Annotated in this window: 24 protein-coding genes; 13 read left to right on the top strand and 11 right to left on the bottom strand. The window is 68.6% G+C overall.

Features of this window, described 5'->3' with window-relative positions; translation table 11 throughout:
- Positions 1-133 precede the first annotated feature (133 nt).
- Together FHS98_RS00885 and FHS98_RS00880 are read right to left on the bottom strand one after the other, a co-directional pair.
- Positions 134-934: an arginyltransferase gene (locus FHS98_RS00885; RefSeq protein ID WP_167098439.1), complete on the bottom strand. Its 801-nt coding sequence runs from the start codon at positions 932-934 to the stop codon at positions 134-136.
- 143 nt (positions 935-1,077) lie between these two features.
- The gene (locus FHS98_RS00880) at positions 1,078-2,331 is read right to left on the bottom strand and encodes a threonine ammonia-lyase (protein WP_167098436.1); all 1,254 of its coding nucleotides are present in this window, start codon (positions 2,329-2,331) and stop codon (positions 1,078-1,080) included.
- A 60-nt stretch (positions 2,332-2,391) separates the two neighbouring features.
- Here FHS98_RS00880 and FHS98_RS00875 point away from each other — a divergent pair, with 60 nt between their 5' ends.
- Both FHS98_RS00875 and FHS98_RS00870 read left to right on the top strand, forming a co-directional pair.
- Positions 2,392-3,258 (top strand): NAD(P)-dependent oxidoreductase, encoded by an 867-nt coding sequence (locus FHS98_RS00875; protein WP_167098433.1) that lies wholly within the window; start codon positions 2,392-2,394, stop codon positions 3,256-3,258.
- Complete coding sequence (locus tag FHS98_RS00870; RefSeq protein ID WP_167098430.1) at positions 3,255-4,949, top strand: amidohydrolase family protein; 1,695 nt, start codon at positions 3,255-3,257, stop codon at positions 4,947-4,949. The genes FHS98_RS00875 and FHS98_RS00870 overlap by 4 nt, the downstream gene beginning before the upstream one ends.
- Positions 4,950-5,080: 131 nt before the next feature.
- Here FHS98_RS00870 and phaR read toward each other — a convergent pair whose 3' ends face one another.
- Positions 5,081-5,644, bottom strand: coding sequence for a polyhydroxyalkanoate synthesis repressor PhaR (gene phaR / locus FHS98_RS00865; protein WP_167098427.1), 564 nt, complete (start codon positions 5,642-5,644; stop codon positions 5,081-5,083).
- A 103-nt stretch (positions 5,645-5,747) separates the two neighbouring features.
- Between phaR and FHS98_RS00860 the strand changes: the two genes are divergently transcribed.
- Positions 5,748-6,740, top strand: a complete 993-nt coding sequence (locus FHS98_RS00860) for an alpha/beta hydrolase (RefSeq protein ID WP_208401892.1) — start codon at positions 5,748-5,750, stop codon at positions 6,738-6,740.
- 36 nt (positions 6,741-6,776) lie between these two features.
- Positions 6,777-7,949 carry an acetyl-CoA C-acetyltransferase gene (locus FHS98_RS00855; protein WP_167098424.1) on the top strand — a complete coding sequence of 391 codons (1,173 nt, stop codon included), beginning with the start codon at positions 6,777-6,779 and terminating at the stop codon, positions 7,947-7,949.
- 76 nt (positions 7,950-8,025) lie between these two features.
- Here the strand turns inward: FHS98_RS00855 and FHS98_RS00850 are convergent, their stop codons facing one another.
- The 6 genes from FHS98_RS00850 to FHS98_RS00825 form a co-directional block, all read right to left on the bottom strand.
- The gene (locus FHS98_RS00850; RefSeq protein WP_167098421.1) at positions 8,026-8,412 is read right to left on the bottom strand and encodes an endonuclease domain-containing protein; all 387 of its coding nucleotides are present in this window, start codon (positions 8,410-8,412) and stop codon (positions 8,026-8,028) included.
- A gap of 104 nt (positions 8,413-8,516) precedes the next feature.
- On the bottom strand, positions 8,517-8,897 hold the full coding sequence (gene gloA2, locus FHS98_RS00845; RefSeq protein WP_167100181.1) for an SMU1112c/YaeR family gloxylase I-like metalloprotein: 381 nt from the start codon (positions 8,895-8,897) through the stop codon (positions 8,517-8,519).
- 11 nt (positions 8,898-8,908) lie between these two features.
- Positions 8,909-9,661: an ABC transporter ATP-binding protein gene (locus tag FHS98_RS00840; RefSeq protein ID WP_167098418.1), complete on the bottom strand. Its 753-nt coding sequence runs from the start codon at positions 9,659-9,661 to the stop codon at positions 8,909-8,911.
- Between the two features lie 11 nt (positions 9,662-9,672).
- Positions 9,673-10,470, bottom strand: coding sequence for an MlaE family ABC transporter permease (locus tag FHS98_RS00835; RefSeq protein ID WP_167100179.1), 798 nt, complete (start codon positions 10,468-10,470; stop codon positions 9,673-9,675).
- On the bottom strand, positions 10,467-11,507 hold the full coding sequence (gene alr / locus FHS98_RS00830) for an alanine racemase (protein WP_167098415.1): 1,041 nt from the start codon (positions 11,505-11,507) through the stop codon (positions 10,467-10,469). The genes FHS98_RS00835 and alr overlap by 4 nt, the downstream gene beginning before the upstream one ends.
- Before the next feature lie 28 nt (positions 11,508-11,535).
- Complete coding sequence (locus tag FHS98_RS00825; protein ID WP_167098412.1) at positions 11,536-13,134, bottom strand: MFS transporter; 1,599 nt, start codon at positions 13,132-13,134, stop codon at positions 11,536-11,538.
- Between the two features lie 172 nt (positions 13,135-13,306).
- Here FHS98_RS00825 and otsB point away from each other — a divergent pair, with 172 nt between their 5' ends.
- Genes otsB through FHS98_RS00810 form a run of 3 tightly spaced genes read left to right on the top strand, consistent with a single transcriptional unit; the run spans position 13,307 to position 17,312 of the window.
- Entirely contained in the window at positions 13,307-14,110 is an 804-nt protein-coding gene (otsB, locus tag FHS98_RS00820; RefSeq protein WP_208401890.1) for a trehalose-phosphatase, read from the top strand.
- Positions 14,107-15,903, top strand: a complete 1,797-nt coding sequence (locus tag FHS98_RS00815) for a glycoside hydrolase family 15 protein (RefSeq protein WP_167098410.1) — start codon at positions 14,107-14,109, stop codon at positions 15,901-15,903. The genes otsB and FHS98_RS00815 overlap by 4 nt, the downstream gene beginning before the upstream one ends.
- Positions 15,900-17,312, top strand: coding sequence for an alpha,alpha-trehalose-phosphate synthase (UDP-forming) (locus FHS98_RS00810; protein WP_167098406.1), 1,413 nt, complete (start codon positions 15,900-15,902; stop codon positions 17,310-17,312). Before FHS98_RS00815 ends, FHS98_RS00810 begins: the two co-directional genes overlap by 4 nt.
- Here the strand turns inward: FHS98_RS00810 and FHS98_RS00805 are convergent.
- Positions 17,300-17,650: a GFA family protein gene (locus FHS98_RS00805; RefSeq protein ID WP_167098403.1), complete on the bottom strand. Its 351-nt coding sequence runs from the start codon at positions 17,648-17,650 to the stop codon at positions 17,300-17,302. The two genes, FHS98_RS00810 and FHS98_RS00805, sit on opposite strands and share 13 nt — an antisense overlap.
- A gap of 208 nt (positions 17,651-17,858) precedes the next feature.
- On the opposite strand from FHS98_RS00805, the gene FHS98_RS00800 reads away from it, so the two are divergent.
- The 6 genes from FHS98_RS00800 to ppk2 all read left to right on the top strand — a co-directional run bounded on the left by FHS98_RS00800 (position 17,859) and on the right by ppk2 (position 24,460).
- Positions 17,859-19,331 carry a putative bifunctional diguanylate cyclase/phosphodiesterase gene (locus tag FHS98_RS00800; RefSeq protein ID WP_341785999.1) on the top strand — a complete coding sequence of 491 codons (1,473 nt, stop codon included), beginning with the start codon at positions 17,859-17,861 and terminating at the stop codon, positions 19,329-19,331.
- The gene (locus FHS98_RS00795) at positions 19,328-20,077 is read left to right on the top strand and encodes a LysM peptidoglycan-binding domain-containing protein (protein ID WP_167098397.1); all 750 of its coding nucleotides are present in this window, start codon (positions 19,328-19,330) and stop codon (positions 20,075-20,077) included. Before FHS98_RS00800 ends, FHS98_RS00795 begins: the two co-directional genes overlap by 4 nt.
- A 67-nt stretch (positions 20,078-20,144) precedes the next feature.
- The gene (locus FHS98_RS00790) at positions 20,145-21,821 is read left to right on the top strand and encodes a protein kinase domain-containing protein (RefSeq protein WP_167098394.1); all 1,677 of its coding nucleotides are present in this window, start codon (positions 20,145-20,147) and stop codon (positions 21,819-21,821) included.
- Positions 21,822-21,833: 12 nt separating this feature from the next.
- Positions 21,834-22,850, top strand: a complete 1,017-nt coding sequence (gene tagH / locus FHS98_RS00785) for a type VI secretion system-associated FHA domain protein TagH (protein WP_167098391.1) — start codon at positions 21,834-21,836, stop codon at positions 22,848-22,850.
- The gene (locus FHS98_RS00780; RefSeq protein WP_167098387.1) at positions 22,847-23,647 is read left to right on the top strand and encodes a PP2C family protein-serine/threonine phosphatase; all 801 of its coding nucleotides are present in this window, start codon (positions 22,847-22,849) and stop codon (positions 23,645-23,647) included. Before tagH ends, FHS98_RS00780 begins: the two co-directional genes overlap by 4 nt.
- 54 nt (positions 23,648-23,701) lie before the next feature.
- On the top strand, positions 23,702-24,460 hold the full coding sequence (ppk2, locus tag FHS98_RS00775) for a polyphosphate kinase 2 (protein ID WP_167098385.1): 759 nt from the start codon (positions 23,702-23,704) through the stop codon (positions 24,458-24,460).
- Here ppk2 and FHS98_RS00770 read toward each other — a convergent pair.
- The gene (locus FHS98_RS00770; RefSeq protein ID WP_243847794.1) at positions 24,457-25,095 is read right to left on the bottom strand and encodes an arylesterase; all 639 of its coding nucleotides are present in this window, start codon (positions 25,093-25,095) and stop codon (positions 24,457-24,459) included. The genes ppk2 and FHS98_RS00770 overlap by 4 nt on opposite strands.
- Positions 25,096-25,110: the final 15 nt, after the last annotated feature.

The raw sequence follows: 25,110 nt of genomic DNA, 5'->3' as shown, positions 1-25,110 counted from the left end.
GCTTACCCCCTTCGTCATACTGACGAACGTCAGGATTCAGGACTTCAAGCGCAGCGCCCGAGACTCTGGATCCCGGATCAAGTCCGGGATGACGGAAACAGAAACGTCAGAACGGCGAAGAAAAGCGCCCCGATCAGCCGATCGGCACTTCCTTCGACGGCAGCGGCTCGCGGCCGGCCGGCACCGGGGTCGGCTCCGGCGGATCGAAACGCTGCCAGCCGGCGGCGGTGAGCCGCTCGACCGGGCGGAAGCGCGTCTTGTACTGCATCCGCGCCGAGCCATCGACCCAATAGCCCAGATAGACATAGGGCAGCCTGGCCTCCGCCGCGCGGCGGATATGGTCGAGGATGATGTAGGTGCCGAGGCCGTGGCGCTCGGCATGATCGGGCTCGAAGAAGCTGTAGATCATCGACAGCCCGTCACCCTGCTGGTCGGTGAGGCAAGCGCCGACCAGGCGGCCGGGGCGGCCATCCCTGCCGGCGGGCTCGCGATACTCGATGACGAAGCTCTTGACCGGCGTCTGCTCCACCATGTCGGCGAAGTCGAACTCGTCCATGTCCGCCATGCCGCCGCCGGGGTGGCGCGCGCCCAGATAGCGGCGCAGCAGATCGAACTGCTCCTCCGTCGTCCAGGGCTTGCAGGCGGAGACGACCAGATCCGAATGACGGCGCAGCAGACGGCGCTGCGTGGCGCTGGGCGCGAAATCATCCGCCACCACGCGGATCGAGACGCAGGCCGAACACCCCTGACAGCTCGGCCGATAGGCGACGGCCTGCGAGCGCCGGAAGCCGATCCGGCCCAGCGCATCGTTCAGCTCGCTGGCGTGCGGGCCGGAAAGCTCGGTGAACACCTTCCGCTCCGTCCGGCCCGGCAGATAGGGGCACGGGCTCGGCGTCGTCACGAAGAATCGCGGGAAACGGAAGGGTGCGCTCACCGTCCTGGCCGTCCTCTCGTGCCAAACAAAGTTCCTGAACCTTATATGAGGCAAGTGCCGCCCGCGCGGAAGAGTCACCAGCCGTTAAAAGAAAGTTAACGGCCCGTTTCGCGACGATTCACCCCAAAGCGGGCCATTTTTCGTCAAGCCAGCTCGACGCGGCTGACCTCATAGCCATGGTTCGTCAGCGCCGCGACCAGCCGATCGAGATGGCGGGAATCGCGAGTCTCGCACTCGATATCGGTGATGAGTCCCTTGGCCGGCAGCGTGGTGAAGACACGCTGGTGATAGATCTCGATGATGTTCACCTGCTGCTCGTCGAACACCCGCGCGACGTTGAACAGCGCGCCCGGACGATCCTGAAGCCGGATGCGCAGGCGCGCGAGCCTCCCCGAGCGGGCGAGATCGCGCAGCAGCACGTTGGCGAGCAGGCGCGTGTCGATATTGCCGCCCGTCAGCACGAGGCCGACATTGCGCCCCGCGAAGCGCTGCGGATGGGCGAGCAGCGCGGCGAGGCCCGCCGCACCGGCGCCCTCCACCACCGTCTTCTCGATCTGGAGCAGCAGCGCCACCGCCTCCTCCAGCCCGCGTTCGGACACCAGCACCACGTCACGGATCAGCGCACGCACGATCTCGCGGGTGAGATTGCCCGGCCGCTTGACCGCGATGCCCTCGGCCAGCGTATCGCCCTCGCACGGCAGGTCGACATGGTTCAGCTCGGCATACATGGACGGATACAGTTCCGCCTGCACGCCGACCACGTCGATGTCCGCGCGAATCGCCTTCGCCGCCGTCGCGCAGCCCGAGATCAGCCCGCCGCCGCCGATCGGGATCGCCAGCGTGTCGATCTGGGGAACGTCCTCCAGCATCTCGACCGCGACCGTCCCCTGCCCCGCGATGATCGCCGGATCGTCGAACGGGTGGACGAAGGTGAGGCCGCGCTGGGCCGCGATCTCATAGGCCGTCGCCTGCGCATCGTCGAAGCGCTCGCCGGTCTGGATCACCTCGGCGCCATGGCCTTCGGTCTGCTGCACCTTCACGGTCGGCGTCGGCCTCGGCATCACGATCGTGACCGGGATACCCAGCCGCGCGCCATGATAAGCGAGGCCCTGCGCATGGTTGCCGGCCGATGCCGCGATCACGCCGCGCGCCTTCTCCTCGTCGGTGAGCTGGAGCAGCCTGTTGAGTGCGCCCCGCTCCTTGTAGGCGGCGGTGAACTGGAGATTCTCGAACTTCAGCCAGACATTGGCGCCCGTCAGCGCGGAAAGCGTCTTCGAATAAAGCGTGGGCGTGCGGACGATACTGGGAGCAATGCGCTCGTGCGCGATCCGAATGTCCGCCATGGTGACGACGGGGTGATCCTCGGGGCGGCGTGCGGTTGCTTCTAGCGTTGCCATGATGGAGCGGGCCTAGACCATCTGGCGGCGGCAAGAAAGGTGCGTTATGCCCCCGGCCCTATGGCGAAACTGGCATATCTCGGGCTGGGCGTGATGGGCGCCCCGATGGCCCGTCACCTCGCGGCCGCCGGCCACGATCTCACCGTCTACAACCGGAGCGCGGCGAAGGCCGAAGCCTGGGTCGCGGCCCATGGCGGCCGGATGGCCACCAGCGCGGCGGAGGCCGCGGAAGGCGCGGACGCGGTCTTCTCCTGTGTCGGCACCGACGACGATCTGGCGGAGGTGACGCTCGGGCCGAAGGGCGCCTTCCGCGCGATGAGGCCCGGCGCGCTGTTCGTCGATCACACCACCGTCTCCGCCCGCATCGCGCGCCAGCTCGGCGTCGAGGGCAAGGATCACGGCCTGCTGGTGCTCGACGCGCCGGTATCGGGCGGGCAGGCGGGCGCCGAGAAGGGCCAGCTTTCGATCATGTGCGGCGGCTCGAAGGCGGCGTTCGAGGCCGCCCAGCCGCTGATGCAGGCCTATGCCGCGCGCATGGTCCATATCGGCAAATCGGGCGCCGGGCAGACCGCCAAGATGGTGAACCAGATCGCCATCGCCGGCGTGGTGCAGGGCCTCTCCGAGGCGCTTCGCTTCGCGCAGGCGGCCGATCTCGATCTCGATCGCACCTTCGAGGCCGTGTCGGGCGGCGCCGCGTCGAGCTGGCAGATGGTCAACCGCTGGGGGACGATGGCGAAGGACGAGTTCGACTTCGGCTTCGCGGTGGACTGGATGCGCAAGGATCTCGGCCTCGCGCTGGAAGAGGCGCGGGCCAATGGCGCGACGCTTCCGGTCGCGGCCTTGGTCGACCAGTTCTACGCCGAGGTGCAGGCGATGGGCGGCGGGCGGCAGGATACGTCGTCGCTGGTCCGGCGGCTGCCCAGGTGAGGGCCACGCTCGCCGCGCTGGCGGCCCTCGCAGCGCTGGCGAGCCCCGCCGCGGCGAAGAAACAGCCGCAGGCCTATGCCCCCGCCCCGCCCACCGTCGGCGGGCTGCTCGACAATGTGAACGGCTATACCGTCGGCAAGGACGGGCAGATCGAGCATTTCACCGGCCTGCTGATCGGCAAGGACGGCAAGGTCGCCAAGCTCCTCCAGCCCGGCGACAAGCGCCCCGAATGGCTGGACTTCAAGCTCGACGGCAAGGGGCGGACGCTCCTCCCCGGCCTGATCGACGCGCATGGGCATGTCATGGAGTTGGGCTTCCAGCTCACCCATGTCGATCTCTCGGGCACGACCAGCCTCGCCGACGCGCAGACCAAGGTGGCGAACTACGCCGCCAGCCATCCGCAGCCGGCATGGGTGCAGGGTTTCGGCTGGAATCAGGAGAAATGGGGCCTCGGCCGCTTCCCGACCGCCGCCGATCTCGATCTGGCGGTGAAGGATCGCCCGGTCGTGCTCACCCGCGTCGACGGCCATGCGCTGCTCGCCAACACGGCGGCGATGGCGGCGGCGGGGATCAGCGCCTCCACCAAAGACCCGGCCGGCGGCCGCATCGAGCGTGACGCCAAGGGCAAGCCGACCGGCGTCTTCGTCGATGCCGCGAAGGATCTGATCCTGCGCGCCGTGCCGCAGCCCGCCCCGCTGGAACGCGACGACGCCTTCCGCAAGGCGCAGGAGGCGCTGCTCGGCTTCGGCATCACCGCCACCTGCGACATGGGCACCAGCGCCGACGACTGGAACGTGCTGCGCCGCGCGGGCGATGCCGGGCAGCTCCGGGTTCGGATCGTGAGCTATGGGCTCGGCGTCGACACCGCGCTGTCGGTGGCGGGCACCGGGCCGACGCCGTGGCTCTACGACGGGCATCTACGGATGGTCGGCGTCAAGCTGTTCGCGGACGGCGCGCTCGGTTCGCGCGGCGCATGGCTGAAACAGCCTTATGCCGACAAGCCCGACACGCGCGGCCTCCAGTTCCTCGACGACACCAAGCTCAAGAACCTGATGAGCCGTGCCGCGATGGACGGTTTTCAGGTGGCCGTCCACGCCATCGGGGATGCGGCCAACGCGCAGGTGCTCGGCGCCTATGAGGAGCTGGCCGAAACCTACAAAGGCGATCGCCGCTGGCGGATCGAACACGCCCAGATCGTCGACCCGGCCGACCTGCCGCGCTTCGCCAGGAACGGCATCGTCGCCTCGATGCAGCCGACCCACGAGACGAGCGACTGGAAGATGGCGGAAGCGCGCCTAGGCCCCGAGCGGCTCAAGGGCGCCTATGCCTGGGCGACGATGGAGGCCGAGCATGTGCCGCTCGCCTTCGGATCGGATTATCCGGTCGAGAGCCCCAACCCCTTCCCCGGCCTCGCCGCCGCGGTGAGCCGCGAGGATGCGCAGGGGCAGCCGCCGGGCGGCTGGCAGCCGTCTGAAAAGATCACCATGCCGCAAGCGCTCGCCGCCTTCACGAGCGGGGCGGCCTATGCGGCGAAGGCGGAGGATCGGCTGGGGTCGCTGGAGCCCGGCCATATGGCCGATTTCGTGCTGGTCGATCGCGACCCGCTGACGACCACCGATCCGCAGGCCATCCGCGCCACGCAGGTGCAGGAGACGTGGATCGGCGGCCAGCGCGTGTGGGTGAAGAAGTAACGGGCGGACGCGAAGGGCGTCGACTGCCGCCTCGCCTCTCCGCCCCGTCATCCCGGACTTGATCCGAGATGACGGGAGAGTTTCGGCGCCCGCTCAGAAACGTGCAGGCAAAAGAAGAAGGGCTCGCGCCCTTACTTCCCCATCTTGTCGATCTTGTCCTGAAGGCTGGCGAGCTGCGCCTTGAGCGTGGCCAGTTCGTCATCCTTGGCGGCCGGCGCTTCCGCGCCGGATGCGGTGCCGGCGGGCGTGCTGCCCGGCTTGAAGGCGGTGGCGGCGGCCTCGAACATCGCCATGTTGCGCTTGGCGATCTCGGCGAAGGGGCCGCCCGAGAAGGCGCCTTCCATGGCCGAGCGGAACTGCTGCTGGTTGCGGCGGAACGCCTCCATCGAGGCTTCCAGATATTGCGGCACCATCGACTGCATCGAATCGCCGTAAAGCGCGATCAACTGCCGGAGGAAGTTGACCGGCAGCAAGGTCTGCCCGCGCGTTTCCTCGTCCATGATGATCTGGGTGAGGACGGCGTGGGTGATGTCCTCGTCGCTGCGCGCGTCGAGCACCTTGAAGTCGCGCCCCTCACGCGTCATCGCGGCGAGGTGGTCCAGCGTGATGTAGCTCGACGTCTCGGTGTTGTAGAGCCGGCGATTAGCGTACTTCTTGATAATGACCGTATCGGACCCGGAAGCTGACTTCGCCATGACTCGTCCTTCTCCCCCCGGCATGTTGCCGTGCCAAGATACGCTAACATCAAAGCATTCCGCATCGCAACACAGGCCGAGGCCCCTTCCCCTCTTTCTCGCCATGCTGCGCAGCGAAACGGCGGGAGAGCCCGAAAAGATGGCCGCAGCGCTGCATGGATTGCGGGCCTATCAGGCCGCCCCCCGCGAGCCCCGCCCCGCCCCGATGCCCGAGATCGCGCGGATCGGGCGGGCTTCCCTGCTGGATTATGGCGGCGAAGGGCGGCCGGTGGTCTTCGTGCCCTCGCTCATCAATCCGCCGCATGTGCTCGATCTGCTGCCCGACGTCTCGATGCTGCGCTGGCTCTCGACGCAGAGGCTGAGGCCGCTGCTGGTCGACTGGGGCGAGCCCGACAGGACGGAAGCGGGCCTCACCATCGCCGGCCATGTCGAGACGCTGCTGCTGCCCTTGATGGAGACGGTCGGCCCCGATGCGGCGATCGCGGGCTATTGCCTCGGCGGCACCATGGCGCTCGCCGCCGCGACGCTCCGACCGCCGGCAGCCCTGGCGCTGATCGCAACGCCGTGGCGCTTCTCGGGCTTCCCGGACGAGGCGCGGCGCGGCATGGTCGAAATCTGGGAACAGGCTCGCCCCACGGCCGACGCGATGGGCCTCCTCCCCGTCGAGGTGTTGCAGGCGGCCTTCTGGCGGCTCGATCCGCGCCGGACGGTCGAGAAGTTCATCGCCTTCGGGCAGAGTGAGCGCGGCGCGCAGGCAACCCGCCGCTTCGTCGCGCTGGAGGACTGGGCGAACGACGGCGCCCCCCTCACCCCCGCCGCCGGCCGCGAGCTGGCGGAGGCCATGTTCGGGCGCGACGATCCGGGCGAGGGCCGCTGGACGGTCGGCGGACGCGTGGTCGATCCGGCGGCGCTCGCCTGCCCGCTGCTCGACATCGTCTCCACGACCGACCGCATCGTCCCTGCGGCGAGCGCCACGGGGGCCGGAGAGCGCGTCACATTGGCGCAAGGACATGTCGGCATGGTGGTCGGCGGCCGGGCGCGCGCCAGCTTGTGGCAAACGCTGGCCGAATGGCTGACACGTCCCCATATGGCCTGATAAGGTTCCATGCAGTCCCAGCAGGAGTTTTGATTCATGACTGACGTCGTCATCACCGCGGCGAAGCGTACCCCGGTGGGCAGCTTCCTCGGCGCGTTCGGCTCGACGCCCGCGCACGAGCTCGGCCGCGTCGCCATCGAGGCGGCGCTGGCACAGGCCGGCGTTTCCGGTGAGGAGGTTTCCGAGGTCATCCTCGGCCAGGTGTTGACGGCGGCGCAGGGCCAGAACCCGGCGCGTCAGGCGTCGATCGCGGCGGGCATCCCCAAGGAAGTGCCGGCGTGGAGCGTCAATCAGGTGTGCGGATCGGGCCTGCGCGCGGTGGCGCTGGGGATGCAGTCGATCGCCAACGGCGACGCCTCGATCATCGTCGCGGGCGGTCAGGAGAGCATGTCGCTCGCTCCCCACGCGCAGAATCTGCGCGGCGGCACCAAGATGGGCAACCTCACCATGGTCGACACGATGATCGTCGACGGCCTGTGGGATGCCTTCAACAACTACCATATGGGCATCACCGCCGAGAACCTCGCCGAGAAGTATCAGATCAGCCGCGCGGATCAGGACAAGTTCTCGGTAGCCAGCCAGAACAAGGCGGAGAAGGCGCGCGCCTCGGGCCGCTTCAAGGACGAGATCGCGCCCGTCACCGTCAAGGGCCGCAAGGGCGACACGATCGTCGAGAATGACGAATATATCCGCGACGGCGCCACCATCGAGGCGATGGAGAAACTGAAGCCCGCCTTCAAAAAGGACGGCACGGTAACCGCCGCCAACGCCTCCGGCCTCAACGACGGCGCCGCCGCGCTGGTGCTGATGTCGGCCGAGGAAGCGGCGAAGCGCGGCTCCAAGGTGCTCGCCAAGGTGAAGAGCTGGGCGTCGACCGGCGTCGATCCGGCTATCATGGGCATCGGCCCCGTCACCGCGACCAGGAAGGCGCTGGAAAAGGCCGGCTGGACCATCGACGATCTCGATCTGATCGAAGCCAACGAGGCATTCGCCTCGCAGGCGATGTCGGTCTGTCAGGAGCTGGGGCTCCCGGCCGAGAAGGTGAACGTCAACGGCGGCGCGATCGCCATCGGCCACCCGATCGGCGCGTCGGGCGCGCGCATCCTCACCACGCTGATCTACGAGATGGAGAAGCGCGACGCCAAGAAGGGCCTCGCCACGCTCTGCATCGGCGGCGGCATGGGCATCGCGCTCTGCGTCGAGCGGTAAGAGGTTGAGTCAGGGCCGGCGCGCGGGGCCTGAGGGCTCCGCGCGCCTTATTTCTGGGATTGGTGGATTGCGGCCCTCAACTCCCCTCCCTGAAAGGGAGGGGGCGGGGGTGGGTTCGCCCGAGGCGGGCTTCGACGGTAGACAGGATTGCATCGGCCACGCCATCGGGATGGGCGCGTATGTCGCTGTTCCAAAAACGCAGGACTTGCCAGCCGAGGCTTTCGAGAAACGTGGTCCGGGCCACGTCATACGCAACGGCATCGAGATGCTGGCTGCCATCAAGCTCCACCACGATCCTTGCGGCCCGACAAGCGAAGTCGACGATATAACCACCAACGGGCAACTGGCGCGTGAAGCGCGGGTGGGCATGGCGAAGCCGCTTCCAGAGCAGGCGTTCCTCCTCCGTTGCACTTCTGCGCAAGGCGCGCGCTTTCGAAGTCATGTCAGGGGCGACGCGAGGCATATCCTCATGCTGCCGTCGCGTCATACGGAGGGCAACCCACCCCCGCCCCCTCCCTTCCAGGGAGGGGAGATATGCCCGCATCAGGGCGTTAGCCGCCCATGAACTCAGCGCTCGTAAAGCTCCAGCGGCAGGCCGTCCGGGTCCGCGAAGAAGGTGAAGCGGCGGCCGGTATATTCGTCCACGCGGATCGGCTCGCAAGCCACCTCATGCCCCTCCAGATGGGCCACCGCCGCATCCAGATCGGCCACCGACAGCGCGAGATGGCGCAGGCCGCACGCCTCCGGCCGCGACACGCGCGCCGGCGGGTTGGGGAAGGAGAACAGCTCCACCTGCGCATCGCCCAGCTTCAGGTCGAGCTTCCAGCTATCCCGCTCGGCGCGATAGGCCTCGGCGATCACCGGCAGGCCCAGCACCCCGGTGTAGAACGCCTTCGACCGCGCATAATCCGAAGCGATGATCGCGACATGGTGGATGTGATCGAACATCACCCGCGCGCTCAGCGGATCGGGCCGTCCGCCCGCCCCTGGACGAACTGGTCCACATAGGGGTTGCCGCTGTCGTAGAGGCGGTCGCGCGGGCCGTGCCAGATGATGCGGCCGTTGTAGAGCATCGCCACCCGATCCGCGATCTTGCGGGCCGAACTCATGTCGTGGGTGATGGTGAGCGCGGTCACGCCCAGATCCTTCACCAGGCTGGTGATGAGATCGTTAATCATGTCCGCGCGGATCGGGTCGAGGCCGGTGGTCGGCTCGTCGAAGAAGATGATCTCCGGGCGCGGCGCGATCGCGCGGGCCAGCGCCACGCGCTTCTGCATACCGCCGGAAAGCTCGTTGGGACGGAGGTTCAGGATGTCCCTGCCGAGGCCCACGCGCTCCAGATTCTCCTCGGCGATGTGGCGCATCCGGGCCGGTTCGCGCATCCGGCCCTGCGTCAGGCCGAAGGTGACGTTGCGCCATACCGGCATCGAATCGAACAGCGCGCCGCCCTGGAAGAGCATCCCGAACTTGGCGCGGATCCTGGCGATCTCGCTGGAGCGCGCGCCGACGATCTCCTGCCCGTCGATCTCGATCGACCCGCTGTCCGGGATGAGCAGCGCGAGGATGCACTTCAAGGTCACCGACTTGCCGGTGCCAGAGCCGCCGATGATCGCCACCGACTCGCCTGGCTCGACCGACAGGTTCACCCCGTCGAGCACGCACTTCTCGCCGAAACGCTTCACCACGTCGGTGAGCTTGATCTTGGGGGTCATGCCCGTCGCCATCAGCCGAACGCCACGATGGTGATGACCAGATCCGAGAACAGGATCAGCACGAAGGACGATACCACCGCATCGGTGGTCGCCTTGCCCACGCCCGCGGCGCCGCCGCGCGTGTGCAGGCCGTTATAGCAGCCCATCAGCGCGATGATGAAGCCGAACACGGCGGCCTTCACGACCGCCATGCGTATATCGTCCCACTCCAGGAACTGGCGCGTGGTGGCGAGATAGGAGGCCGGGTTGAAGCCCAGCTTGTAGATCGACAGCAGATAGCCGCCCATGATGCCGATCGAATTGGCGATCAGCACCATCACCGGCAGCGCCAGCACCGCCGCCACGAGGCGCGGCGCGATCAGGTAGCGATAGCTGTCCGTCCGCAGCGTCGCGAGCGCGTCGAGCTGCTCGGTGACGCGCATCGTGCCCAGCTCCGCCGCCATCGCCGAGGCGACGCGGCCGGCGACCATCAGGCCGACGAGCACCGGCCCCAGCTCGCGCACCATGCCGAACACCACGATGGCGGGCACGGTGGACGACGCGTTGAAGCGCGATCCGCCGGTGTAGATCTGCTGCGCCAGCGCCGATCCCGTGAAGATCGCGGTCAGCCCCACGACGGGGAGCGAGAACCAGCCGATCTCCATGATCTGCGCGAACAGGCGCGCCGGATAATAAGGCGGCGTCACCGCGCGCACGATCGTGGTGAGCGCGAACTTCGTCACCCGGCCGACCATCGCGAGCAGCCCCACGACGAGGCGCCCGATCGCGGCGAAGGCAAGAAGGGGGAAAGCGGGGATGGCTTTTATCATGTCCACCGGCGCTGATAGCGGCGGCCGAGGCCTGTCAGCAACTCATATTGCGACAGGCCCGAGCGGCGGGCCGCGTCGGGAAGGTCGGGATCGAGCGCGAGCCAGTCCCCCTCGCCCACGTCATGGCCGGTCGCGTCGACCGCCAGAAGGTCCATGGAGACGCGCCCGACGACCGGCAGCCAGGCATCGCCCGCGCGCACCCGCCCGACATTGGAGAAACCACGCAGATAGCCGTCGGCATAGCCGATGTTGAGGATCGCGATGCGGCTGTCACGAGGCGCCGTCCAGGTCGCGCCATAGCCCACCGTCTCGCCGGTGGGCACGGTGCGGAGCTGGATCAGCTCGGCCTCGACCAGCGCGACGGGGCGGATATGCCCCTCCGCCTCGACGCGCGGCACGCCGCCATAGAGGGCGAGGCCAGGGCGCGTGAGATCGAAGCCATAATCAGGCCCCATGCAGATGCCCGCCGAATTGGCGAGGCTCAGCCGCCGCGCCGGCACCCCGGTCGCCACCTCGGCGAAGCGGGCGCGCTGGGCTTCGTTGAGCGGATGACCCGGCTCGTCGGCGCAGGCGAGATGGCTCATCGCCGTCTCGATGGCGAGGCCGTCCAGCAGCCCGATCTGATCGGGGCCGAGGCCGAGCCGGTTCATGCCCGTGTCGATCATCACGTCGCACGGCCCGCCGCCCGCCGCCTTCCACCGCGCGACCTGCTCGGGCGAGTTCAGCACCGGGCGCGCGAAACCGGCGCGCGCAGGCGCCATGTCCGCCTCGCGCACGCCGTGGAGGACGGACAGCGTCGCGCCTTCGGGCATCCGCCCGAGCTTCACCGCCTCGGCCCAGCTCGACACGAAGAAGTCGCGGCAGCCCTCGCGTGCCAGCCGGGCGACCGCCTCGCGCGCGCCGAGGCCATAGCCGTCGGCCTTGACGGCAGCGCCACAGGCGGCCGCCCCGCCCTGTCGGCGGAGCCAGCGCCAGTTGGCGGCGAGCGCATCGCCATCGGCGGTCAGGCGCAGGGCGGGAAGAGCGGGATCAGACACGCAGGCGGCGATAGCGGGGGCGGAGCGGCTAGTCGAGATCGGCGCCCACCGTCTCGGGCACCCAGAAGATCGTCACGATCAGCGCCATCGCCACCACCGCGAAGGTATACCAGAGGCCGGCGAAGGGATTGCCCGACCGCGCGACGATATACTGGCTGATGAACGGCAGGAATCCGCCGAAATAGCCGGTGCCGACATGATAGGGGATCGACATCGAGCTATAGCGGATGCGCGCCGGGAACAGTTCCGCCAGCAGGGCCGCCACCGGCCCGTATGTCATGCCCGACAACATGCCGAGCGCCGCCACCACCAGCACGATCACCACCGCGCCGCCGATCGTGGGCTTCACCTTCTCGACCGACCAGCCGGCGGCGGTCAGCGCCTTGTCGATGCCCACCGGAGACCGGTCCGCCACCGGCCTGCCGCCGACCACCAGCGCGATGCCGGGGGTGCGCATCTTGGTGTAGATCACGCCCTTGCTCGCCAGATGATCGAGGATCTGGCCGCACTCGTCGCGCTGCGTGCCCGAGGCGAAGGGGTTGTAGGCGCAATGCGGGCCGGAAACGATCACCGGAGCGCGCCGCGCCGCCTCCGCCATGCCGGGGTTCGCCGCGGAGGCCAGCGCGTGGAACAGCGGGAAAAGCAGGATCAGCGTCAGCCCATAGCCCAGCACGATCGACGGCTTGCGGCCGATCCGGTCGCTCAGCGTGCCGAACAGGATGAACCAGCCGAGGCTGATGACCGCGCCGATGCCGATCAGGATGCGCGTCCACATATCTTCGAGGCGCTGTGCGTTCTGGAGGAAATAGAGCGCGCCGAACTGCGCCGTGTACCAGATCACCGTCAGGCCCGCGGCGATGCCCAGCATGGTGACGATGATGAGCTTGAAATTGGCGAGGCTGGAAAAGCTCTCCTTCAGCGGGTTGCCGGAGACACGCCCGGCCGCCTTCATCGCCTGGAACACCGGGCTCTCGTGGAGGCGCAGCCGCATCCACAGGGACACGACCAGCAGCAGCAGCGAGAAGAGGAAGGGAATGCGCCAGCCCCACGCGTCCCACGCCTCGCGCGTCACGCTCGCCTGCGAGGAGAGCACGACGATCAGGCTCAGCAGGAAGCCGCCGATCACGCTCGCCTGGATGAAGCTGGTATAGAAGCCGCGCTTGTTGCGGGGTGCGTGCTCCGCGACATAGATGGTAGCACCACCATATTCGCCGCCCAGCGCCAGCCCCTGCGCGACGCGCAGCGCGATCAGGATCGCGGGCGCGGCGATGCCGATCTGCGCATAGCTCGGCACGAGGCCGACGCCGGCCGTGGCAAGGCCCATCACCGCGACCGTCACGAGGAAGGTATATTTGCGGCCCAGCCGGTCGCCCAGATAGCCGAACAGCGCCGCGCCGATCGGCCGCACGCCGAAACCCACCCCGAACGAGGCCAGCGCCAGCAGGAACTGCGCCGTCTCGTTCCCCGCCGGGAAGAACAGCCGGCCGATGATCGGCGCAAGCGTGCCGTAGATGAAGAAATCATACCATTCGAAGATGGTGCCGACCGAGGAGGCCGCGATCACCAGACGCGCACGCGCCGCCCCGATGGAGGCGCCCTCCTCGATTTCGACCGTATTCGTCGCCACCCCTGTCTTCCTCTTCATCCTGTTGAGCGCAACCCTACGGTCTTTGTGCCCGATCGAAAAGCGGATCGGCGCGCGTCCGCCGGGGCGGGAACCAGAAAAAAACTGTCCGGCTGCGGAACGATCCTGCCGTGCTGCGTTTGCTCATTAGCGACGCTCACCTTGCCGGAACCCGATGCCCGAATCCGTCTCCTCACTGCTCCCCGTCCCCGCCCATCTGGCCGAAGGACGGATCAGCCTCTTTCTCGATTTCGATGGTACTTTGGTGAACATCGCGGATCGGCACGATGCGGTGGTCGTCCCCGCCTCGCTGCGCGCGCTGATCGCGGCACTGGCGCGGCGGCTGGAGGGACGGCTCGCGGTGGTGAGCGGTCGCCCGGCGGACGAGATCGTCGCCTATCTCCATGCCGGGGAGAGCGCGCCGCCCTTCGCCATCGCCGGCAGCCACGGCCTCGAACTGCGCTGGACCGACGGCCGGCGCGAAGCCCCCGCCCCGCCCGGAGCGGTCGCCGCCGCGATCGACGCCTTCCGCCGCCTCGCGGACGCGCATTCCGGCATCGTCGTGGAGGACAAGCCGTTCGGCGTGGCGCTCCATTACCGGCAGGCGCCCGACATCGCTCCCGCCGCGATCGCGCTGGCCGAGCGGGTGGCGCACGAACAGGGCTTCTCGCTCCAGCACGGCAAGATGGTGTGCGAGCTGCGCGTCGCGGGCGCCGACAAGGGCGATGCTGTGCGCCGCTTCCTCGCCGAGCCGCCGATGGCGGGCAGCCGCCCCCTCTTCCTCGGCGACGACCTGACCGACGAGGCCGGCTTCGTCGCGGCAGACGCACTCGGCGGCGCAGGCATACTGGTCGGCGGCTGCGGGGAGCGGCAGACCGCGGCCCGCTACCGTCTCACCGACGTCGCGGCCGTGCATGACTGGCTCGGCCGCGTCGCCGACGCATCTTTGGCCCATCCATCACCGGAAGGTTCCCCATGACGACCAATCTCGATCTCTGGCCGATCGGCAATTGCCAGGTCTCCGGGCTGGTGGATCGCGCCGGACGGCTGGTCTGGGCCTGCCTGCCGCGCGTGGACGGGGAACCCGTCTTCTCCTCGCTGCTCTCGGGCACGGAGGCCGGCGACGCGGACGCCAAGGGCGTCTGGGCGATCGACCTCGAAGGCTGCGTGAAGAGCGATCAGGCCTATCTGCGCAACACCCCCATCCTCGTCACCCGCCATGAGGACGAGCAGGGCAATGCGGTGGAGATCATCGATTTCTGCCCGCGCTTCACCAGCAATGAACGCATCTATCGTCCGGTGGCGTTCGTGCGCGTCGTCCGCCCGGTATCGGGCAGCCCGCGCATCCGGGTGCGGCTGCGCCCGACACGCGGATGGGGCAACAGCGACGTCGAGCACACCGCCGGATCGCATCACGTCCGCTACATCCTCGATCGCGAGGCGGTGCGCCTCTCCACCAACGCGCCGATCGGCTATATCGTCGAGGAACGCGTCTTCCGGGTCGAGCATCCGCTCTATTTCTTCCTCGGCCCCGACGAGAGCTTCTCGACCGGCCTCGCCCCCGCCATCGAGCGGATGCTCCATGACACGACCGTGGAATGGCAGGCGTGGGTGCGCGGGCTCGCGACGCCGTTCGAGTGGCAGGACGTGGTGATCCGCTCGGCGATCACGCTCAAGCTCTGCCAGCATGAGGAGACGGGCGCGATCGTCGCGGCGCTCACCACCTCGATCCCCGAGCATGAGGATTCGGGGCGCAACTGGGATTATCGCTACTGCTGGATCAGGGACGCCTATTACACCGTGCAGGCGCTCAACCGGCTCGGCGCGCTGGACGTGCTGGAAAGCTATCTCACCTATCTGCGCAACATCGTCGAGGGCGCGCGAGGCGGGCATATCCAGCCGCTCTACGGCGTGCTGGGCGAGGCCAAGCTGGAGGAGCGGATCGAGCAAGGCCTCGCCGGCTATCGCGGACAAGGGCCGGTGCGGGTCGGCAACCAGGCCTATGAGCAGGTCCAGCACGACGCCTACGGCCAGATCGTGCTGTGCAACGTGCAGGCCTTCTTCGACCATCGGCTGTTCCGCATGGCGGGCGTCGAGGACTTCACCGCGCTGGAGGCGATCGGAGACCTCGCCTGGGAGGTGCATGACAAGCCCGACGCCGGCCTGTGGGAACTGCGCACGCGGCAGTCGGTCCATACCTATTCGGCGGCGATGTGCTGGGCGGCGTGCGATCGGCTGGCCAATGCCGCCCACCGCCTGGGCCTGCCCGACCGCGCGAACTTCTGGCAGGATCGCGCCGACAAGATCCACGCCACCGTCGTCGACATGGCGTGGCGGACGGATACGCAGCGCCTCTCCGCCACCTTCGACGGCGACAATCTCGACGCCAGCCTGATCCAGTTGCTGGACCTGCGCTTCCTTTCGCCGCAGGATCGCCGCTACCGCGCGACGCTCTACGCGCTGGAGACGGGTCTGCGGCGCGGCACCGACATGCTGCGCTATGACAGCGAGGATGATTTCGGCCTGCCCAAATCGGCCTTCAACGTCTGCACCTTCTGGCTGATCGAGGCGCTCTATCAGACCGGCCGCACCGAGGATGCCCGCCGCCTGTTCGAGGAGATGCTGCTCCGCCGCACCGCCGCCGGCCTGCTCTCCGAAGATATCGACCCCGCCACCGGCGAACTGTGGGGAAACTATCCGCAGACCTATTCGCTGGTGGGCATGATTAATTGCGCCGTTCTCCTATCCAAGCCCTGGGCCGCCATCCGATGAATCGTCTGATCGTCATTTCCAACCGTGTGTCCGCGCCCAAGGGCCAGTCCGGCGCGCAAGGGGGGCTCGCCGTCGCCTTTCAGGCGGCGCTGCGCGAATATCGGGGCATCTGGTTCGGCTGGTCCGGCGAGCAGACCGACGAGTTCACCGGCCAGATCAACTTCCAGCGCAGCGAGGGCGTCACCACCGCCACCATCGACCTCGAAGAGCAGGACATCGACGAATATTACAACGGCTACGCCAACCGGACGCTGTGGCCGCTGTTCCACTATCGCATCGATCTCGCCGAGTTCGAGCGCGGCTTCGCCGACGGATACCAGCGCGTCAACGAGCGCTTCGCCGATACCATCCGCCCGCTGATCGAGCCCGCCGACGTGGTGTGGGTGCAGGATTATCACATGATCCCGCTCGGCCATGAGCTGCGCAGGCGCGGCTGCCGCAACCGGATGGGCTTCTTCCTGCATATCCCCTGGCCGCCGCGCCGGCTGCTCTCGTCGCTGCCCCATGCGATCGAGCTGGTGGCGACGATGTTCGCCTATGACGTGGTGGGCTTCCACACCGAGGAATGGCTGGAGGCCTTCACCGATTTCGCCGTCCACGAGATGGGCGCGACGATCGGCGAGGACGGGCTGATCCATTATGGCGAGCGGCAGGTCCGCGCCATCGCCTGCCCGATCGGCATCGACACGCGCGAGTTCGTGGAGGCCGCCGCCAGCCCCGTCGCGCGGCTCACCTACCGCCGGATGCGCGACAGCGCGGACGGGCGGGACATGATCGTCGGCGTCGACCGGCTCGATTATTCCAAGGGGCTGGAAGAGCGCTTCAACGGCTATGAGAGGTTCCTCGTCGACCATCCCGAGCAGCGCAAGGAGGTCTTCCTCCTCCAGATCGCCCCGCCGTCGCGCGGCGATGTCGAGACCTATCAGCGCATCCGCCTCCAGCTCGAAGGGCTCTCCGGCCGGATCAACGGCGCCTATGCCGATATCGACTGGGTGCCGATCCGCTACGTCAACCAGGGTTTCCCGAGGCATGTGCTGGCCGGCATCTATCGCGCCGCGCGGATCGGGCTGGTCACGCCCTTGCGCGACGGCATGAACCTCGTCGCCAAGGAATATGTGGCCGCGCAAGACCCCGAAGACCCCGGCGTGCTGATCCTCTCGCGCTTCGCCGGCGCGGCGCTCCAGATGCGGGAGGCGGTGCTGGTCAATCCCTACAGCGCCGAGGAGATGTCCGACGCGATCGTCACCGCGCTCGGAATGCCCAAGGAAGAGCGTATCCGGCGATGGCGCGCGCTGATGGACGTGGTGGAGCGCGAGGACGTGCTGTGGTGGCGCCGGCGCTTCACCGACGCGCTATTGGGCGAGGATGTCGCCGCCGAGGCCGAGAGCGGCCCGGTTCAGGCGGGGTAAGCGCCATCGAACGGGACGATCCTCGCCGTCAGCCCATGGCCCTCATCGAGGCAGTGCCAGTTGATGCTGATGCCTTCCGGGTGCGAGCGGGGGCGATAATAGCTCTTGATTCCGCACTGCTTGCAGAAGATGTGCCGCGCCTTGCCGGTGCCGAAGCGATAGGTCGTCGTCTCGCCCATGCCCTCGACCAGACGGAAGCGCGTATCCGGTACGATCAGATGGAGATGGCCCGACATCCGGCAGATCGAGCAGTCGCAGTCGAGCAGCTCGACCTCCGGCCCGTCGACCCGCGCCTCGAACCGCACCATCCCGCAATGGCAGCCGCCCTCCACGATCATTCCCAATCTCCGTCTTGCTGTGTGCCGATGCCCTTAGACGGGAAAGGCGCCGGCATCTCCTCCAAACGTCATACCTCTCTTAACCCCTTGTTTCTGATGCCGATGCTATGGAACGTCTTCAACATTGCGAGGATCTGTGACGCGGGTAGCGGGATCGGCCGGCGGAAGGTGGCATCGCGTCGCAACAGGGCAGACCCTGCCCTGCGGCGTGGGGCTGCTGCTGTCCGCCCTGTCCGCCCGGCTGGCGAGCGAGGAGGGCCGAGGCCCATGGCTGGCCGGCGTCGCGGCGATATTGGCGGCGGGCTGCTTCGTCCGCGTGCTTCTGGTCGAGCGGCACAGCGCGGCGCGGGCGCGGCAGGCGGCGCCCCTCGCCCATGATCCCGCCCCCATCGAGCCGCCTCCTCCGATGAGCGACCTTCCCACGAGCGAGGCCCTGTTCGCGCGGATCGGGCAGGAGATCGAGGCCGGCGGCCTGCTCGGCGTGGTGACGCTCGCGGATTTCAGGAAGCTCAGCGTCTTCGAGCCCGAGCTGGCACGGCAGGCCTTCGCCGTCATCGTCGAGCGGGCGCGGCGGATGCTGGGCGAGGATCGGCTGATCGCGCATGTCGACCGCGCGCGGCTGGCGATCTGGTACGACGCGGGCTGGACGGCGGAGGCCGCCCTCGCCCAGCTCGACGCGCTGGCCTATGCGCTGGGCGATGCCATCCGCGACGGCGATCGCGAGATTCTCCCCGAAATCCGCATCGGCACCGCCCGCGCGCCGCAGGACGGCATCAGGCCGGACATCCTGCTGGCCCGCGCGATCGGAGGGATCGGCCCGTCCGGCGAGGGCGAGGATGCCGATCCCGTCGAGGCCGCCCGCCAGCATTACGGGCTGGAGCAGGATCTCCGCCGCGCCATCGACCGCAAGGAGCTGGAGCTGCATTTCCAGCCGCTGATCGACGCGAAGGCCGGCCGTGTCTTCGGTGCCGAGGCGCTGCTGCGCTGGAACCATCGCGAGCAGGGCCATGTCCCGCCCTCGCTGTTCGTGCCGATCATGGAGGCCTCGGATCTGGCGGACGAGGTCGGCCTCTGGGTGCTCAACCGCGCCTGCCGGGAAGCGCGCGACTGGCAGCGGGAGGGGCTGCCGGGCCTGCGCGTGGCGGTGAACATCTCCGGCCGGCAACTGGGCCGCGTCGACCTCGCCCGGCTGATCGAGCGGACGCTGACCCGCCATTCGCTCTCCCCCGGCACGCTCGAGATCGAGCTGACCGAGACGGTGGCGGCGATCGACGTCCAGCACAGCGCGCGGCTGTTCCAGCATCTGCGCGAACTGGGCGTGGCCATCGCCATCGACGATTTCGGCACCGGCTATTCGAGCTTCAGCACGCTGCGCAAAATGACCTTCGACAAGATGAAGATCGATCGCGAGTTCATCACCGACGTGGATCAGCGGGCGGACAGCCAGGCGATCTGCCGCGCCATCCTGGCGCTGGGCAAGGGGCTCGGCATCCGCGTGGTGGCCGAAGGCGTCGAGCGGCGCAGCGAATATCTGTGGCTGCGGCGCCATGGCTGCATCCATTTCCAGGGCTATTATTTCGCGCCGCCGCTCGATGCCGCGGCGTTCCGGGATTTCGTCCGCGACGAAGACCTCCTATCCGAACGGCTGGCGGCCGATCCGCCCGAAAGGCTTCGTGCATGATCCTCCGCCGCCTGCCTTCGAGCATCGCGCTTCTGTCCGCGCTGGCGCTGGCCGCCTGCACCGCCGGCGGGCCGGGCGGCGCGCCGCACCCCGCGACACCGGCGGCCAGAGCGGCGGCGAAGACGGCCGCGCAGACGGAGGCCGTCGTCGCCCTGCTCAATCAGGGCAAGGAGGCCGCCGCGCGCAGGAAGCTCCAGGCGATCCTGAAGCGCCGCCCCGACGATCCCGACGCGCACGTCCTGCTGGAATCGCTCGATCGCGATCCGGTGGAGCTGCTCGGCCCCAATTACCAGACGCGCGCGGTCCAGCCCGGCGAGACGATGATCGGGCTGGCCGAGCGCTTCCTCGGCAACCGGCTGAAATTCTACCAGCTCGCCCGTTACAACAACATCAAGGTGCCCGCGAACCTGGCGCCCGGCACGCCGCTGCGCATCCCCGGCGAGCCGCCGCGCCCGGTGACGCCGCCTCCACCTCCTCCGCCGCCGCCGCGCCCCAGGCCCGCGCCGCCACCGCCGCCGCCCGAGGCCCATCCGGCCAAGCCCACGCCGCCGCCCGCGCCGATCGCCAATCCCGCGCTCGCGCGGCAATTGCGCAGCGCCGGATTGAACGCGCTCAATCAGGGGCAGATCGGCCGCGCGCTGACGCTCTTGCGCCGAGCCGCGCTGCTCGATCCGGCGAACCCGCTGATCGCGCGAGACCTCGCCCGTGCGGAGCGCATCGCGCGCGCCGTCCAGGTCAAGAGATAAGCGGAACGTTTGCTTAACCATGACTGGGGTATAGGATGACCAGCGGAGTCTTTCCCGGGAACGCAACATGACGATGCTCGGCCGTTACAGGATCGACGATCGCATCGGCGAAGGGGCGATGGCGGAGGTGTTCCGCGCCTATGACACCGGGATCGACCGTGTCGTGGCGATCAAGGCCCTGAAGGCCGAATATCGCAGCGACCCCGATCTCAGCCGCCGCTTCGTCCGCGAGGCGACCGCCGCAGGCACGCTCAACCACCCGCATATCGCCACCATCCACGATGTCGGCGAGGCGGACGGCACCGCCTATATCGCGATGGAGATGGTCGCCGGGCAGCCGCTCGACGAGGTGCTCCAGACACATGGCCGCATGGGCTATGAGCGCGTGCTGGCGCTGGGCATCCAGATGGCGGACGCGCTCGCCTACGCCCATACGCGCGGCATCGTGCATCGCGACGTGAAGCCCTCCAACATCCTCATCTCGGCCGACGGGCAGACCGCCAAGCTGCTCGATTTCGGCGTGGCCCGCATCGGCGAGGCGGACCCGGTGTCCGGCGACGCGCAACTGCTCGGCACGCAGACCAGCCTGATGATCGGCACGCCGCGCTACATGAGCCCCGAGCAGGCGCTCGGCCTCGCGGTGGACCATCGTTCGGATCTCTTCTCGCTGGGCGCCGTCCTCTACGAGATGCTGACCGGTAAGCCCGCCTTCTCGGGCGGCACGCTCGCCACGCTGATGCTCCAGATCGCGCAGGCCGAGCCCGAGCCGATCGCCCATCTCGCGCCGGATTGCCCCAAGGGCCTGCGCTTCATCATCGACAAGCTGCTCTCCAAGAAGCCGGAGAAGCGCTTCGTCGACGGCGACCAGCTCCTCGCCGCGCTGCGCCGCGAGTGGGAAGCCTGTCGCCATGAGGAGCGCCCCCGCCGCCGGGGCCTCGCGCTGCGCTTCAAGCTGCCGCTGATGCTGGCCGGCGCCACCGCGCTGGCGCTCGCCGCCAGCGTCGTCACCGTGCTCGACCGGCAGGAGCGCGTGCTCGAGCACATGGCCGTCGTCTCGGGCTCGTCGATCACCGCCTTCGTCACCGGCAACGCCGCCGTGCTCGCCGCCGACAATGCCAGCCTGCCGATCGACCAGCAGGACTGGGCGCCGCTCCAGGCCTTCATCGAGACGGCCGGGCGTGACGGCAGCATCGCGCGCCTCGTCATCGTCGACGGCAGCGGCATGGTCCGCGCCGCGAGCGACCGGCAGCTTGTCGGCCGCCTCTATGTCGCGCCGCGCGGGGAAACGCCGGTCTCCACCCCCAGCCACGACGTCGTCACCAACGTGGCCGACCCGAACGGGCTGACCGGCTTCCGCTTCGTCAGCCCGATCCGCTATGCCGGGGCCGATTTCGGCAAGGTCGACCTCGTGCTGCGCCGCTCCTCGTTGGACGCCGCGATCGAGACCAGCCGTAACCTGCTGATCGCGCTTTCCGCCTTCGTGATGCTGGTCGTGCTGCTGATCGGCTGGCTCAGCGCCGACCTGATCGAGCGCCCGCTCCGCCGCCTGCAACAGGCACTGGAGGATGCGGCGGAGGGCAATTTCTCCTTCCGCATCTCGCATCGCCGCCGCGACGAGTTCGGGGCGACCTTCGATGCCTTCAACCACGCCGCCGCCGCGCTGGAGCCCCGTCTGGCCGCCGCCCCGGCGGAGGAGGAGCCTTCGCTGACATCCACCATCGTCGCACCCCGCCAGGCCGCCTGAGGGAAGACCGCCATGTTCATGCTGCGTCTGTTCGATGAGAGCGACCCGGTTCATCCCATCGACGCGCGGCTGCTGCGCGACGGCGTGCTGAGGATCGGCCGCGATCCGACATCGGACTGGCCGATCCCGGATACCGACCGCGAGATTTCGCGCCGCCACTGCGAATTCCACGCGCAGGACGGGCGGCTGCGGGTGCGCTGCCTCGGCGCCAACGGCGTCTTCGACGGGGCGACGGGGCTGCGCCTGCCCGACGACACCGACATCCTGCTCGATCTGCCGAGCACGCTGCGCCTCGGCCGCTTCCGGCTGGTGGCGGCGCCGGCGCCCAGCGAGCAGCTCTCGTCCGGGGCCGAGACGCGCACGATGATCCTGTCGCAGCCGCTCGGCAGTTCCACCGACGTGCCCGGCGAATGGGCGGACGCCCCGTCCGAAGCGCCCGCCTTTGAGGATGGCTCGCTGCTCGAGGCCTTCTGCCAGGGCGCGGGGCTCGACGCCTCCAGCCTCTCGGCGGAAGACCCGATGGAGATCATGCGCCGCGCGGGCGCTGTCTATCGCCAGATGGTGCTCGGCATCGGCGATCTGATGGCCGAGCGCGATCGCGCGCGCAGCCGCTTCAACCTCAACCAGACGACGATCGGCGATACCGGCAACAACCCGTTCAAATGGGCGCCGACCCAGCGCCTCGCGATCGACCTGCTGCTGGCGGGAACCAACGGCTTCCTTTCCGGCCCGGCGGCGCTGAAGGCGTCGTTCACCGACATCAAGCGCCATCTGGTGGCCACCTTCGCGGGCCTCCAGGCCTCGCTGCGCGTCGCGATCGACAGCTTCGGGCCGGAGGAGATCGACGCCGCGATCGCCGACCGCACCTCGCTGCTCAAGAGCCGCGCCTCGCTCCAGTGGCAGGAGGTGGCCGGCCGCCATGCCGATCTCCGCCGCCAGATCGACGAGGATACGGGCGGATCGCTGGAGGAAGCCTTCGTCCGCACCTACGGCAAGATCGCCCGCGTGCTGGAGCATGGCGAATCATGAAGTTCCCGCCGCGCCTCGCGGGCTGGTTTCGCGGGGCTTCCCCCACGCGGCCGCCGGCCGGGATGCGGCCGGTCTCCGTCTCGCGCAGCCATGTCGGCCGGGTGCGGACGATCAACGAGGATCGGGTGTTCGACAGCACCGCCGCCGGCCTCTGGGCGATCGCGGACGGCATGGGCGGGCACGCCTCGGGCGATGTCGCGGCGCAGGCGGTGGTGAGCGCGCTCCACCGGCTTTCCGAAAGCGCCGAACCGCTCGACGGCAGCGCGATCGAGGCCGCGCTGATCGAGGCCGGACGGCGCGTGCATGACGGCGCGCGGCGGCGGATGGCGCGGAGCGGGTCGACCGTGGTGGCGCTCCACATCGATGGCCCGCACGGCACCGTGCTCTGGGCCGGGGACAGCCGCGCCTACCGCCTGCGCGGCCAGCGCATCGAGCGGCTGACGCGCGATCATAGCCTGGTGCAGGATCTGATCGATTCCGGCGCGCTCCGCCCCGAGCAGGCCGATCACCATCCCGACGCCCATGTCATCACCCGCGCGCTCGGCACCGCCCCCTATGTCGCGATCGATCGCCGGGACATCGACGTGCGCGACGGCGATCTCTTCCTGCTCTGCTCGGACGGGCTGTTGCGCGGATGCCTCGACGGCACGCTGCCGGCGACCATGGGCGGATCGATCCGGGACATGGCGGATCGCCTCCTCGCCCGCGCGCTGGAGGCGGGCGGCAACGACAATATCAGCCTGTTGCTGGTCGGCATGGGCGAGCCCTGGGGGACGGACGAGGATCATGACGACTGAAGGAAAAGGAAGGTTCGTTCGGAACCGTAACGGCTCCGGGGCGTCGATCCCCGCATGAGCCATCAGGACTATCAGGCGGAGCTGGAAACGCTCCAGGTCGCGCTCGTCCGCACGCAGGCAGCGGCGATGAAATCCGGCGAGCGCATCGTGCTGGTGCTCGAAGGGCGGGACGGCGCCGGCAAGGACGGATCGATCAAGCGCATCACCGAGCATCTCTCGGTCCGCCAGACGCGCACCGTGGCGCTGCCCAAGCCGTCGGACCGCGAGCGGACGCAATGGTATTTCCAGCGCTACATGGCCCATCTGCCGGCGGCGGGCGAGTTCGTGATCTTCAACCGATCCTGGTACAACCGTGCCGGCGTCGAGGTGGTGATGGGCTTCTCCACGCCGGAGGAGCAGGCCATCTTCCTGCGCGACACCCCGGATTTCGAGCGGATGCTGGTGGAAAACGGCATCAGGCTGGTGAAGCTCTGGCTCGACATCAGCAAGGACGAGCAGGCCAGGCGCCTCGAATCCCGCCGCACCGATCCGCTGAAGGCGCTCAAGGTGTCCGACATGGACAAGGTCGCGCAGAAGAAATGGTCGGAATATTCCGACGCGCGCGACAGGATGCTGTCGCTCACCCATACGCAGCTCGCGCCCTGGCACGTCGTCCGCGCGGACGACAAGAAGAAGGCGCGCCTCGCCATCATCCGCCACCTGCTGCGCGAGGTCGCGCCCAAAAAGATCGCCGCCAAGGTGGACGCGCCCGATCCGAAGCTGCTCTTCCCCTTCGAGGCAAGCGCGATCGAGGACGGCCGCCTTTCCCGCTAGGGTCTCAGCGCCGCGCGCACGCTCGGCAGGATGCGGTGGATGATGATCGAGACCCCCTTCGCATTGGGATGCATCCCGTCCGCCTGGAGAAGCGCGATATCGGCCGCCACCCCGTCGAGGAAGAAGGGATAAAGCCGCGCGCCATATCGCTTCGCGAGGCGCGGATAGATCGGATCGAAACCCCTCGCATAGGCCGGCCCCATATTGGGCGCGGCGCGCATTCCGGCGATCAGCACGCGAATCCGGCGCCGCTTCAGCTCGGCCATGATGGCATCGAGATTGGCGGCCGTCTGTGAGGGCGGCATCCCGCGCAGCATGTCGTTGGCGCCGAGTTCGAGGATCACGAGGTCCGGCTTCACGCCCAGCCCGCGCAGGCCCCAGAGCAGCCGCGCCCGCCCTTGCGCGCTGGTATCGCCCGTGATGCCGCCGTTGCGCACCGTCGCGGGCACGCCCGCCTGCCGCAACGCCGCCTGCAACCGGTTGGTGAAGCCGTCCGCGGGCGGCAGGCCGTAGCCGGCCGTGAGGCTGTCGCCCAGCGCCCAGATCAGCGGCCCCGCCGCCTGCGCCGGAGCAGCCGTCATCAAGCCGAGATAGACAAGCGCCCAGCGGCCACCATATCTCCAGAGCCGTGCCATCCCTCGCCTCTCCGC

The sequence above is a fragment of the Sphingomonas oligoaromativorans genome (genome assembly GCF_011762195.1).
GTDB classification, from domain to species: Bacteria; Pseudomonadota; Alphaproteobacteria; order Sphingomonadales; family Sphingomonadaceae; genus Solisphingomonas; species Solisphingomonas oligoaromativorans.
This window is presented reverse-complemented; position numbering and strand designations above follow the sequence as displayed.